11 protein-coding genes are annotated in these 13,118 nt (G+C 71.5%); 7 read left to right on the plus strand and 4 right to left on the minus strand.

The window, feature by feature from the left end; genetic code table 11:
• Positions 1-31 precede the first annotated feature (31 nt).
• Complete coding sequence (locus tag FB559_RS28510; RefSeq protein ID WP_141959383.1) at positions 32-847, plus strand: DUF5753 domain-containing protein; 816 nt, start codon at positions 32-34, stop codon at positions 845-847.
• Positions 844-984 carry a DUF397 domain-containing protein gene (locus tag FB559_RS28515; RefSeq protein WP_141959385.1) on the plus strand — a complete coding sequence of 47 codons (141 nt, stop codon included), beginning with the start codon at positions 844-846 and terminating at the stop codon, positions 982-984. Before FB559_RS28510 ends, FB559_RS28515 begins: the two co-directional genes overlap by 4 nt.
• Positions 985-987: 3 nt before the next feature.
• On the opposite strand, the gene FB559_RS28520 is transcribed toward FB559_RS28515, so the two are convergent.
• On the minus strand, positions 988-2,415 hold the full coding sequence (locus FB559_RS28520) for an aldehyde dehydrogenase (RefSeq protein ID WP_141959387.1): 1,428 nt from the start codon (positions 2,413-2,415) through the stop codon (positions 988-990).
• 170 nt (positions 2,416-2,585) lie between these two features.
• On the opposite strand from FB559_RS28520, the gene FB559_RS28525 reads away from it, so the two are divergent.
• Both FB559_RS28525 and FB559_RS28530 read left to right on the plus strand, forming a co-directional pair.
• On the plus strand, positions 2,586-3,716 hold the full coding sequence (locus tag FB559_RS28525; protein ID WP_141959389.1) for an exonuclease SbcCD subunit D: 1,131 nt from the start codon (positions 2,586-2,588) through the stop codon (positions 3,714-3,716).
• Positions 3,713-6,679: an AAA family ATPase gene (locus FB559_RS28530; protein ID WP_141959391.1), complete on the plus strand. Its 2,967-nt coding sequence runs from the start codon at positions 3,713-3,715 to the stop codon at positions 6,677-6,679. The genes FB559_RS28525 and FB559_RS28530 overlap by 4 nt, the downstream gene beginning before the upstream one ends.
• Before the next feature lie 30 nt (positions 6,680-6,709).
• On the opposite strand, the gene FB559_RS28535 is transcribed toward FB559_RS28530, so the two are convergent.
• Positions 6,710-7,048, minus strand: coding sequence for a cupin domain-containing protein (locus FB559_RS28535; protein ID WP_246122141.1), 339 nt, complete (start codon positions 7,046-7,048; stop codon positions 6,710-6,712).
• 65 nt (positions 7,049-7,113) lie between these two features.
• Between FB559_RS28535 and FB559_RS28540 the strand changes: the two genes are divergently transcribed.
• A complete protein-coding gene (locus tag FB559_RS28540) occupies positions 7,114-8,532 on the plus strand; it encodes an aminotransferase-like domain-containing protein (RefSeq protein ID WP_141959395.1) in 1,419 nt (472 codons plus the stop codon).
• A gap of 55 nt (positions 8,533-8,587) precedes the next feature.
• Here the strand turns inward: FB559_RS28540 and FB559_RS28545 are convergent, their stop codons facing one another.
• Complete coding sequence (locus FB559_RS28545; protein WP_141959397.1) at positions 8,588-9,703, minus strand: serine hydrolase domain-containing protein; 1,116 nt, start codon at positions 9,701-9,703, stop codon at positions 8,588-8,590.
• Positions 9,704-9,715: 12 nt separating this feature from the next.
• Positions 9,716-11,200 (minus strand): alpha/beta hydrolase, encoded by a 1,485-nt coding sequence (locus tag FB559_RS28550; RefSeq protein ID WP_185792438.1) that lies wholly within the window; start codon positions 11,198-11,200, stop codon positions 9,716-9,718.
• Between the two features lie 115 nt (positions 11,201-11,315).
• Between FB559_RS28550 and FB559_RS28555 the strand changes: the two genes are divergently transcribed.
• Both FB559_RS28555 and FB559_RS28560 read left to right on the plus strand, forming a co-directional pair.
• Complete coding sequence (locus FB559_RS28555) at positions 11,316-12,458, plus strand: sensor histidine kinase (RefSeq protein ID WP_185792439.1); 1,143 nt, start codon at positions 11,316-11,318, stop codon at positions 12,456-12,458.
• Positions 12,459-12,466: 8 nt separating this feature from the next.
• Positions 12,467-13,084 carry a response regulator gene (locus tag FB559_RS28560; RefSeq protein ID WP_141961980.1) on the plus strand — a complete coding sequence of 206 codons (618 nt, stop codon included), beginning with the start codon at positions 12,467-12,469 and terminating at the stop codon, positions 13,082-13,084.
• Positions 13,085-13,118: the final 34 nt, after the last annotated feature.

Below are 13,118 nucleotides of genomic sequence, written 5' to 3' on the forward strand. Positions count from 1 at the left end.
GTCGCCGACCCTTTACTCCCCGGAGGCGGCCATGGTGGCGCAGCGTGACCCGTATGAGTTCCCCGCGATCCGAGCATTCGCCGCCGAATTAGAGGCGTGGCGCGGCTCCATGGCCAAGACCGAACTCGCCGAGGTCCTCGGCTATACACCGCAGCTCCTCAGCCAGCTCGAAGCGGCCAAGAACATCCCCTCAAAGAGGTTCGCCGAGGACCTCGACACCTACTTCAAGACCAACGGCCTGTTCGAGCGCCTCTGCAAGCTCATCAACGAGACCCGCCACCTTGCGGTACTGCCGCGCGGCTTCCCCGAATTCGTCGCCCGCGAAGCCGAGGCCTCGGTGATGTACATCTTCGAGCCTTGCGTCATCACCGGAATTTTCCAGACGCGGGAGTACGCCTACGAGGTGATGAAAGCGGGCCGGGATCACGAGGAAGCGGAACAACTTGTCGCCAAGCGTATGGATCGCCAGCAGATTCTTGAGCAACGGCCGCCGCCTCGTATAGTCGCTGTTTTCGACGAGATGGCTCTTCGGCGGGTACTCGGTGGCGGAAATGTGATGAGGGGGCAGTTGGGCCATCTCGTGGAGCTGGCAGGATGCCACAACATCACTCTCCAGATCGTCCCAGAAAGCGTGGGCTCCTACACCGGGCACATGGGAGCGTTTACGATCCTGGGCTTCGGAAACGGCCCCGACCTGGTGTATATCGAGAGCCATTTAGGCGGCCAGTTCGTAACCGACGGAGAGAGCGTTCGCGAGTACGCGCTAAGCTACGACTTGATCAGGGGCGCGGCGATGTCCGCCGATGAATCCCTGAGATCGCTCCGTACGAAGTTGGAGAGCATATGAGCGACCAGTGGCGTAAGAGTAGCCATAGCGGCAACTCAGGTGGCCAGTGTGTCGAGGTCACGCTCGAATGGCGTAAGAGCGGCCGTAGCGGCGACACCGGCGGTAGCTGCGTCGAGGTCGCCGTTCACGACTCCTGACGGTCAGCCCAGGCGGGCGATCGACTTGTACTCCAGGTATGCGCCCAGGCCCTCCGGGCCGAGTTCGCGGCCGACGCCGCTGTTCTTGTATCCGCCGAACGGCGACGACGACTCGATCATGTAGGTGTTGACCCCGTAGGTGCCGGTGCGTACCCGCCGGGCGATGTCCAGGCCACGGTCGCTGTCGGCGGTCCAGACCGTACCGGCCAGGCCGTAGTCACTGTCGTTCGCGATGCGCACGGCGTCGGCCTCGTCGTCGTACGGGATCACCGACAGGACCGGGCCGAAGATCTCCTCGCGTGCGATCCGCATGTCGTTGGTGACGCCCGTGAACACGGTCGGCGTGACGTACCAGCCGCGGTCGTGCGGCCGCCCGGAGCCGCCGAGCGCTACCTTGGCGCCCTCTTCCTGGCCGACGCGGATGTAGTTCTCGACGCGTTCGCGCTGGCGTTCGGCCACGAGGGGGCCGATCTCGTTCGCGGGGTCCGCGGGGTCGCCGACGGGCATGCTCCGTACGGTCTCGGTCAGCGCGCCGACCACTTCGTCGTACCGGGAACGCGACGCGAGGATGCGGGTCTGCGCGACGCAGGCCTGGCCGTTGTTCATCAGCGACGCCATCTTCAGCCAGCCCATGGTGGAGGCCAGGTCGGCGTCGTCCAGGATGATCGCGGCGGACTTGCCGCCGAGTTCGAGGGTGCAGCGTTTGAGCTGCTCACCGCAGATGGCGCCGATCGTACGGCCCGCCGCCGTCGAACCGGTGAACGCGACCTTGTCCACGCCGGGGTGGCGTACGAGGTGCTCTCCGGTCTCCCGGCCGGCCGCGACGATGCTGACGACGCCCTTGGGGACGCCCGCCTCGGTCAGCATGTCGGCGAGCGGGTACGCGTCCAGCGGCGTCTCGGGCGCTGGCTTGATCACGATGGTGCAGCCGGCGATGAGCGCGGGGGCGAGCTTGAGGGCGATGATGAACTGCGGGACGTTCCACGGCACGATCGCCGCGACGACGCCGACCGGTTCGCGGCGTACCGTCACCGGCCCGAGCATCCCCGCGCGCTCCTCCTCCCAGGTGATGTCCAGCTCGCTGAAGTAGGTGTACACCGCGTGCGCCTGCCCGGTCTGGCCGAGCTGGGAGAACGAGATCGGCGAGCCCATCTCCTCGGTGATGAGCGCGGACATGTCGGCCAGGCCCTCGCCGAAGAGCGCGGTCAGCCGGGCGACGATCGCCTTGCGTTCGGCGGGCTCCATGCGCGGCCACGGCCCGTTGTCGAACGCCTCGCGCGCGGCGGCGACCGCGCGGTCCATGTCGGCGGGCGTCGCGTCGGGTACGCGGCCGATCACCTCTTCGGTGTGCGGCGAGACGACGTCGATGGTGCCGGTGCCGGCGGGCGAGACCCACTCGCCGCCGATGAAGAGCTGATCGTGCTGCAGCATTGCCGTACCTCCGGAGGCGGGAGGGAGTAATCGAGCGCTTGCTTGGCATCTTCGCGGTACGGCCCCGGCTTTGTCCACCGGCGATCCGGGATCGCGCGAAAGATGTCAAAGCGGCATCACGCGGCGTGTGAGAGAGATGTTGTCGGTGGGGGCTGTTAGCTTCCGGCCTCATGCGGTTGCTGCACACCTCCGACTGGCACCTCGGCCGGTCCTTCCACCGGGAGGACATGCTCGGGGCCCAGGCGCGCTACGTCGACCATCTGGTCGAGACCGTGCGCTCGGAGGGTGTCGACGCCGTGCTCGTCTCCGGTGACCTGTACGACCGCGCGCTTCCGCCGGTCGACGCGGTCGCCCTGTGCGACGAGGCCCTGAGGCGCCTGGCCGCCGAAAAGGTCCAGGTCGTCATCATCAGCGGCAACCACGACTCGGCCCAGCGGCTCGGCTTCGGCTCGGGCCTGATGGACGCGGCCGGTGTCCACCTGCGGGCCGACCCGCGGAGCGTGGGCGACCCCGTCGTCCTCGGCGACGGCACGGCCGTCTACGGCATCCCCTACCTCGAGCCCGAGGTCGTACGCAGCCGGTGGGAGCTGCCCGAGCGCGGCCACACGGCCGCGCTGACCGAGGCCATGGCGCGCGTACGCGCCGACCTCGCCACGCGCGGCGGGCGGTCCGTGGTGCTCGCGCACGCGTTCGTGACCGGGGGAGAGGCCAGCGACAGCGAGCGCGACATCTCCGTCGGCGGCGTCGCGAGCGTGCCGATGAGCGTGTTCGACGGCGTCGACTATGTCGCCCTCGGCCACCTGCACGGACGCCAGTGCATGTCGGAGACCGTGCGCTACTCCGGCTCTCCGCTGGCGTACTCCTTCTCCGAGGAGCACCAGGTCAAGGGCGCCTGGCTGGTCGACCTCGGCGAGACCGTACGTGCCGAGTTCGTCGAGGCGCCGGTGCCGCGCCGTGCGGCGCGCGTCCGCGGGCGGCTCGACGACCTGCTGACCGGCGAGAGCTGGTCCGCCTACGAGGACCACTGGCTCCAGGTCACGCTGACCGACCCCGCCCGGCCCGCCGGGGCGATGGACCGGCTGCGGAGGAGGTTCCCGCACACGCTGGCGCTGGCCTTCGAGCCCGACGGCGGGGCCGCCGGCGACGATCGCGGCTGGGCCGAGCGCATCCGCGACCGGTCCGAGGTCGAGATCGCCTACGACTTCGTACGCGAGGTGCGCGGCTCCGCCGCCTCGCTGGAGGAGCGCGAGCTGCTGCACGAGGCGTTCGAGAGCTTCCGCCGGGCGGAGGCGGGCCGTTGAGGCTGCACCACCTCACGATCACCGCCTTCGGCCCGTACGCGGGGACCGAGGAGATCGACTTCGAGACGCTGTCGAACGCGGGCCTGTTCCTCATCCACGGGCCGACCGGGGCGGGCAAGACGAGCGTGCTCGACGCCGTCTGCTTCGCCCTGTACGGCCGGGTGCCGAGCGTCCGCAACGACGCCAAGGACCTGCGCAGCCAGCACGCACCGCCGGACCGCTCGCCCGAGGTCGTCCTCGACGTGACGATCCGCGGGCGGCGTTTCAGGCTCACGCGGTCACCGCGCTGGGAGCGGCCGAAGCTCCGCGGTGAGGGCACCACCGAGCAGAAGGCCAAGGTCCTGCTCCAGGAGTGGCGCGGCGGCGAGTGGGAGACCTGGTCGACCCGGTTCGACGAGGCGGGCCAGCTCGTGACCGACCTGCTGGGTATGTCCGCGGAGCAGTTCTGCCAGGTGGTGCTGCTGCCGCAGGGCGACTTCGCGGCGTTCCTGCGCTCCGGCGCCGAGGACCGCCGCGCCGTGCTCGAAAAGCTCTTCGCCACCGAGGTCTTCGCGCAGGTCGAGGCCTGGCTGTCCGACCACCGGGCGGAGGCACGGCGCGAGGCCGACGAGCTGCGGCTCGCGGCCGAGTCGGTCGCCGACCGCGCCGCCGAGGCGGCCGGAGCCGTACGCCCCGACCTGGAGCCCGACGCCCTGGCCGGCTGGGCGACGGAGCTGTCCGGCCACCTCGCGGACGCCGTCGCCGCTCTCACCGGCGAGCTGACCGCCGCGACCGCCGCCCGCGACGCGGCACGGAGCGCCGCCGAAGACGCCCATTCGCTGGCCGCCCGTCAGGAGCGTCACGCCGACGCCCGCTCGCGCGCGGCCGCTCTCGCCTCGCGTGCCGACTCGCGCGCCGCGCTCACCGACCGGCTGCGCGCGGGGGAGCGCGCCGGACGGGTCCTGCCGTTGCTGCAGGTCGCCACCGCCCGCGCCGCCCGCCACGAGGAGGTCGCGGCGGTGGTCGCCCGCCGCCGGGCCCTGCTCGGCACGCTGGTGGCCGAGGACGTCGACGCCGACCTGATGCGCAAGGAAGAACGCGCACGCCGCGACGAGCTGGTCGAGCTCGCCCAGCGGCGCGACGACGAGGCACGGCTGACCGAGATCGGCGCCCGGCTCCGTACGGCCGCGGACGAGGCCGACGCGCTGGAGACCGCCGAGGCGGAGCTGGCGCTCTTCCTGACCGAGTCGCCGGCCTACCGCACGATCCTGCGCGAGGAGCTCGACCAGGCGCGCGCACGTGCCGCCGCCCTGCCGATGGCCGGGTCCGCGGTCGAGTCGGCCGCCGCCCGGCTGGAGTCCTCGCGGCTGCGCGACTCGCTCGCGGCGTCGCTCGCCGAGGCCGAGGCCGTCCAGCGCGAGGCCGTCGACGCGGCACAGGCCGCCCGCGAGGTGGCACAGGAGATTCGCCAGGCGCGGCTGGAGGGCATGGCCGCGTCGCTGGCCCGTGATCTCTCACCGGGCGAGCCGTGCCGGGTCTGCGGGTCCGCCGAGCATCCCTCACCGGCCCACACCGGCGGCTCGGGTCCCGGCGAGGAGGCCGAGGACGCCGCGGCCGCCGCCTACGAGGAGGCCCAGACACGGCGCGAGGAGACCGGCAACCGCGTCACCCAGCTCGCCGCCGAGCTGGCCGGGGCCGCCGACCAGGCCGGCGACGCGACGGAGGCGGAGCTGGCCGCCGCGCTGGAGGCCGCCCGCGAGGAGCTGGCCGGACTGGGCGGTGCCGAGGACGACATCTCACGCATCGAGGACGAGATGCGGCGCGTCGAGGCGGAGTTCGAGGAGGCGCGCGACCGGCACGGGGAGCTCCAGACCACCCTGGCCGCAAATCTCACCTACCGCACCGGCCTGTCCGAGGAGGCCGAACGCCTGCGCGGCGGCATCGTCGCCGCGCGCGGCGACGACCCGACACTGGACGCGCGCATCTTCCGGCTCGACCGGGAGGCCGCGCTGCTCCGCGACACGGCCGCCGCGACCGACCAGCTTCGCGCGGCGGCCGAGGACGCGGGCACGGCGCTGGCCGAGGCCGCCGTGGCGGCGTCGGAGGAGGGCTTCGCCTCGGCCGAGGCCGCGCGTGCCGCCGCTCTGGACGACGGCACACGCCAGGAGCTGCTGCGCCAGGTCAAGGAGCACGACGACGAGGAGGCCAGGGTCGCCGAGCTGCTCGAAGACCCCGAGCTTGTGGCCGCCGCCTCCCGGCCCCGGCCGGACCTGGCGTCGGTGGAGGCCTCGCTGGCCCGGGCCGAGGAGCACCACCGGTCCGCCGGATCCGCCCACGACCGTTTCGAGCACCGCCGCTCACGCCTGGTCACGCTCGCCACCGAGCTGCGCACCCGGGCTCTGGCGTGGCTGCCCGCCGCCGAACGCCACGCCCTGGCCGTACGCGTGGCCGCCCTGACGTCAGGCGACCCGACGGCGAACCGCACCCGCATGCGCCTGTCCGCGTACGTCCTCGCGGCACGCCTCGAACAGGTCGTCGCCGCCGCGAACGAACGCCTCGCCAAGATGTCGGGCACCCGCTACTCCCTGGAACACACGGTCGACAAGGTCGCGGGCGCCCGCGGCCACGGCACCGGCGGCCTGGGCCTGCGCGTCATCGACGGCTGGACCGGCCGGCACCGCGAGCCGGGCACCCTGTCGGGCGGCGAGACGTTCATCACGTCCCTGGCGCTGGCCCTGGGCCTGGCGGACGTGGTGACGATGGAGGCGGGCGGCGCCGAGATCGGCACCCTCTTCGTGGACGAGGGCTTCGGCACCTTGGACGAGGACACCCTGGACGAGGTGATGGAGGTCCTCGACGCGTTGCGCGACGGCGGCCGCGCCGTCGGCATCGTCAGCCACGTCGCCGAGCTGCGCACCCGCGTCACCGCCCAGCTACACGTGAGCAAGACCCGCACGGGCTCGACCGTGACCGTACTTTCCTGACGGGCCCGCGTTCTTCGGGTGACGCGCCCCCTAGTTTCCGTACTGCTTGGTCTCGGGGCGTTCGAGCATGAGCGCGTGGGCGGGCTGTGCGGCCACGGGGCGGTGCCGGGTGCCCTTTGGTACGACGAACAGCTCGCCCGCGTCGAGCGTGACCGGCTCGCGGTTCTCCAGCTCGATGCGGAAGCTCCCGTCCCAGCAGAGGAACAGCTCGTCCTCCTCGTGCACGTGCCAGGGGAACTCGCCCTCGAACCGGGCGACGCGTACGACCGCGTCGTTCGCCGTCACCAGGTCGCGCGGCTGCCAGGGGCCCGTCAGGGATCCGATCACTTCGCTGATCGACACCGGCTCTGTCTCGGATGGCGTTGTCATGCGATCCATCCTCGGGGGAGTACCGATGGCGCTCCCAGCGCCAATTCGGCACAATTGGCCCGCATATGGAGCCAATCGATTTGCTGGGACTGCTGGGCCGCTGGTCGGCCGGACGCGGGCCGCTGCACCTGCTCCTCGCCGCCCGGCTCCGCCGCCTGATCGACGACGGCGAGCTGCCGCCGGGTATGCGGCTGCCGCCGGACCGGACGCTCGCCTCGGCCCTCGCGGTCGGGCGGAACACGGTCGTGGCAGCGTATGACCTGCTGCGCGACGAGCGGCGGATCGTCCGGCGGCAGGGCAGCGGCACCCGTGTGGCCGGAACCGGCGGCAGAACGAGGCCCGACACAACCGCCGCGCCGGTCTTCCTCCACCTGCTCGAACCCCACGACGGCGCGATCATGCTCGCCTGCGCCGCGCCCGCCGGCCCGCCGCCGGAGCTGGTCGAGGCCTACGAACGGATCCTGCCCGAGCTGGCGGCGACCACGGGCGACCTCGGCTACCATCCGGCCGGCCACCCAGCACTGCGCCGCGCGGTCGCCGACCGCTACGGGCGGCGCGGAGTACCCACCGGGCCGGACCGGATCTTCATCACCGGCGGAGGCCAGCAGGCGCTGTCGCTGCTCGCCCGCGCCCTCATCGAACCCGGCGACCGGGTGCTGGTCGAGGCACCTACCTATCCCGGCGCACTGGAAGTGTTCCGCGAGGAGGCGGCCGTGCCGCGTACGCTGCCGGTCGGGCTCACCGGTTTCGAGGAGGCCCTACGCGCGGATCGGCCGGCACTGGCATATCTGATTCCGACCTTCCACAATCCGACCGGCGCCACGCTGCCCGCTCTCCCGCGGCGGCGGATCGCCGAGTCGGCCGCGGCGGCCGGCGTGCCGCTGATCGACGACGAGGTCCTCGCCGATCTGGCCTTCCCCGGTGAGGAGACGCCGCCGCCACTCGCCGCGTACACGGACGCGGTGATCTCGGTCGGATCCCTCAGCAAGGTCATCTGGGGCGGGCTGCGCATCGGCTGGATCCGCGCGCCCCAGACGCTCATCGCGCGGCTGACGCGGTTGCGGGCCGTACATGACCTGGGCGGCAACATCCCCGCGCAACTCGCCGCCGCCGAACTGCTCCCGCGTCTCGCGGAGCCGCGTCGGCGCGGCTCCGACGAGCGGCGGACGCGCCACGATCACCTGCGCGCCGAGCTGGCCCGGCACCTGCCCACCTGGGACGCACCCCCCGTACGTGGCGGGCAGACGCTGTGGGTACGCCTGCCGTACGGCGACGGAACCTCGTTCGCACAGACCGCACTGCGCCACCGCGTCGCGATATTGCCCGGCGCAGGCCTCGACGCCTCCGGGGGAGGAGAGCCGTACGTGCGCCTGCACTTTCTCGCCCCGCCCGCCGAACTGACCGAGGCCGTACACCGCCTCGCGAAGGCATGGCGCACCTACGAGGCCACACGCGTCACCTCACCGGCGGTACTCGCGATCTAGGCCACGTTCATGGCGAGTGCACCGGCGATCACGATCGCGGCCGGTGTCCGTGCTGTCACGACGCCTCCGGCATGCCGTGGCAGAGTGCGTCGTCCACCGTGGTCAGAACGTCCTGGGATACCGGTGACTGATTGAGCATCACGGTGACCTGGCGCCCGTCACGGGTCGCGCCCTCACGCGTCTCGAATCCAGGCCCGTCTCCGCCATGGGCCCAGTAGCTCCCACCGCAGCTCAGCGGTGCGTTGATCAGACCAAGGCCGTAACGGGCGCCGGGGAACAGCTGGTCCGCCGGGACCGTCGTCGTCATCTGGGCCAGCTGAGCGGGAGGCAGAAGGGAGCCACGGAGGAGCGCGGCGAAGAACCTGTTCAGATCGTCCGCGGTGGAGATCATCTCCCCTCCGGCCCAGACCACTGACGGGTTCAGCGAGGTGGCGTCGACCTGCCTGTCGTCGATCGTCGTGTAACCCCGGGCGTGCGGTCCTGGAATGCCCGGGCGGTCACCCGGGACATAGGTGTGCCGCAGCCGCAGCGGTCTCAGGATGCGGTCTGTGATCTCCGTCCCGTACGGCCGCCCGGTGACCTTCTCGACGAGCAGCCCGGCGACGATGTAGTTCGTCGTGGAGTAGGAGAATGACGTACCCGGCGTGGCGACCGGCGGGTGCTTCAACGCCAACGCGACCAGTTGCCGCGGGCCGAAGTGATCGAAACGGTGCACGAAGAACTGCCCGGGAGCGAAGAGCGGCAGGTCATCGGAGTAGTCGGCCAGGCCGCTGGTGTGCTGCAGCAACTCGCGCACGGTGACGCGGCGACCGTCGTTCCCGTTGCCGCGGATCAGGCCGGGCAGGTATCGCTCGACCGGGGCGCCGAGCGCGATCCGGTGCTCGGCGACCAGTTGCAGCACGACGGTGGCGACGAAGGTCTTGGTGTTACTGAAGATCCGGAACGCGCTGTCCGGACGCACCGGGGTGCGGCTGTGCAGATCGGCGACGCCACTGGTCACCGTCCTGCTTCCGGACGCGTCACGGACCTCGGCGAGCGCTCCGGGAACGCCCGCGGCCGTCAGCCGATCCAGATCACGCCGCAGAACATCCGGGGTACCCGAAGCACCCGTCGGCGGCGCGGCGATGATCGTGAACCCGACGGCCATACCGCACAGCAAACGAAGGAACATCGACGATTCTCCTCAGGGGGCAGGGCAGTGGACGTCGTCCGCGGGGAACAGGCCGTCCTCGAGGTACGCGGTTCCGATGTCATTGGCGCACCGGTCGGACTTCGTCAGGTACGTGGTGTGGCCGCCCTGGTCGACGGTGACCAGCCGGGCACGCGAGCCCAGTGCCGTACGAAGCTCCTTCGCGCCCACGTACGGAGTCGCGGGATCGCGAAGGTTGTTGATGATCAGGATCTGGGAGCCGCGCGGACTGGTCCGTACGGTCTCGTCCGGCGGATAGGGCCAGAAGGCGCACGGCCACACGTTCGAACCCGCGCCGGCCGTCAGCGGATACCGCCGCGCGTCGGCCCGTACGTCGCGCCGGTACACGTCGAGGTCATGGGGCCAGCGCGCATCGCCGCAGATCACGCCGTACTTGGCCGCGGTGTCGTTGTCCGTCGGGTCCCGCCACCACAGCTGGAACGAGTCACCCGCCTGGCCGGCGGCAGAGGCGTCATGCCGCTGGGCGGCGCGGCCGAGCGACGCGAGCAAAGGAAAGGTCGAGTCGTCATAGAGCCCGACGAAGACGGCCATCCGCAACTGGTCGCCGGTCAGGACCCCCTGAGGCGTCTGGAGCGGGCGCCGGTCCAGAGCGCGAGCCAGCGCCACGAAACGCGCGTGCACCTGACCCGAGGTACGGCCGAGCCCGTAGGAACCCGCGGCGGCGAAACGCGCGAAGTCGCCGAACCGTTCATCCACCCCCGGCCCAAGACTCGTACGCCACTCATCGCGCCAGGCCATGGACGGGCCGACCACTCCGTCGACGAGCATGCGGTCGGTGTGCCGGGGGAACAGCGAGGCGTACGCGGTACCGAGGTAGGTGCCGTACGAATAACCGAGGTAGTTGAGCTTCGACTCACCCAGCGCCTGCCGGAGCAGGTCGAGATCGCGCGCCACGTACGCGGTCCCCATGTGGGCCATGACCGGGCCGCCGTACCGCCCGCACTGATCCGCCACCTGCTTCGCCCGCGCCGCGGTGCCCGCAACGCCGCCCGTGCCCGGCCACGGAATGTTCTCGTGCTGCTGCCGGTCATCCAGCCGACATGTCACCGGCGCGCTGTGCCCGAAACCCCGCTGGTCGAAGCTGACGACGTCGTAGCGGTCGCGCAGGCTCTGCGGCGCGAGCCGGTCGAACGTCGAAGCGTCGCCCAGGTGCGCGGCCGGACCCCCTTCGTTGATGACGAGCACGCCACGCCGCCTGTCCGGGGCCTGACTCCGTACCCGGGACACCGCGATGTCGATGGCGGCGCCGCCAGGGTGGCGGTAGTCCACGGGCACGCGCAGGGTGCCGCACGTGGCACGGGACGTACCCACGGGAAAGGGGCACTCGCCCCAGACGATTCGAGGCGACGCCGTCGCGGGCGGGGACAGCGCCGGCAGGAGCCCCGCCGACACCGCGAGAACCGCCAGCGACATACGGACCCAGCGCGGAACCGGCGGGGCGAAACGGGTTGGGGGCACGGTCTTCCTCCAGAGTTCGATCACGGCCCCGGCATGTTCTCGGAGCGCGGACCGCCGCCACCATCCGCCGATCGGCAGATGTCCTCGGCAGAACGGCGTCAGTACGATCCAACCCGTGCGGACCAGGCGAGAATCGAGTCCCCTCTGGCAGGTGCCGGCGGGCGCCCTTTGCGCGGTGTGCCTGGCGCCGGTCGCGGGACCGGCCGGGGCGATCATGGCTGCCGCGGCGGTGGCCACGGTGCCGGCGGCGCTGTGGCGACCCCGCTGGACGCCCGCGCTCGCCGGCCTGGCCGCGGTCGTGTCTCTCACCGCCGACCTCGTGACACCTTCCCCGGTCTCCCACCGCGTCGTCCTGACGATCGCCGTCGAGCTGGTCGCGCTGGTCGTCCAGGTGGCGCTGGTCATACGCCGGGCGCCGGCGCGGTACGCGATTCCGCTCGGTGCACTGACCGCCACGGCCGCGATCGTCCTGCCCCTGCGGTTCACCCTGCGCCAGCCCGCACCGCGCCTCGACGACGCCGTCGTGCCGTGTGCCATGGCGTCGTTCATGGTGATCTGCGCCGTCGCGGTGAGCGGCTACCTTCGCCTGCTGGACCACCGCAAGAACGCCGCGATCCAGGCGGCCCGTCGCGCCCAGCGTCTTGAACTCGCTGGTGACCTGCATGATTTCGTCGCCCACGACGTGACCGGCATCGTCGTGGCGGCCCAGTCCTTACTGGCCGGCCCGTTCGACTCCGAACAGGCCGAGGCCGTGCTCCAGAGCATCGAGAAGGCCGGCATGCAGGCACTGTCGTCCATGGACCGGACCGTGCACGCCCTGCGCGAGACCGAGGCCGGCCACGAACGACCACGCGCCACCCACGGTGTCGCCGACCTGCCCGAACTGGTCGGCAGGTTCTCGGCGACCGGCACCACACGCGCGTACCTGAACGCCCACCCGGACGCCGGGGACACCCTGCCTCGCGAGGTCGCCGACACCGCGTACCGCATCGTGGTCGAGGCGCTGACGAACGTGCGCCGGCACGCGCCGGACGCCACCCGGGCCGACGTGGTCCTCGCCATGGACGAGGAGGGCCGGCTGTCGATCGAGGTGACGGACGACGGCCAGGCCATGCTCCGTCAGCGCCCCTCCGGGGGTACGGGACTGGCCGGGCTCACCGAACGCGTGGCGGTCCTCGGCGGGGCCCTGGACGCCGGCCCACACCTGTCCGGTTGGCGACTCACCGCGACATTGCCGGCCCGACGGCGGATCCCGTGATCACAGTCATGATCGCCGACGACCAGACGATGGTCCGTGCCGGGCTCCGGCGGATGCTGGAGCAGCAGCCGGACATGTCCGTCGTAGGGGAAGCCGCCGACGGGCTCGCCGCCGTCGACATGGCACACCGGTTGCGCCCGGACGTGGCGCTGGTGGACATCCGCATGCCCTACCGGGACGGCCTCGAGGTCACCCGGCAACTCACCGGATCTCCGACACGCGTCGTCGTCGTGACGACCTTCGACCTGGACGAGTACGTCTACGCCGCACTGCGCGGCGGCGCCGCCGGATTCATCCTCAAACGCTCTGGCCCGGCCCTCCTCGTCGAGGCCGTACGTGCGGCGGTCGCGGGAGAGAGCCTCATCAGTCCATCCGTCACCGTACGACTGCTCCGGCACATCACCGGCCCCCGGCACGCGCCGGGCGACACTCCACTGACCGGCCGCGAGATCGAGGTCGCCCGCCTGGTCGCCGCCGGCTGGTCCAACGCCGACATAGCCGCTGAGCTGTTCATCTCCCCCGGGACCGTAAAGACGCATATCGCCAATATCCAGGCCAAACTCGGCACGCGGAACCGCGTCGGCATCGCCGTCTGGGCATGGGAGACCGGCCACGCCGTCCGCTAGGGGACGACGAGGTTGCGTTTGTCGGCGACGAGGA

This window comes from Actinoallomurus bryophytorum (assembly GCF_006716425.1).
GTDB classification, from domain to species: domain Bacteria; phylum Actinomycetota; class Actinomycetes; order Streptosporangiales; family Streptosporangiaceae; genus Actinoallomurus; species Actinoallomurus bryophytorum.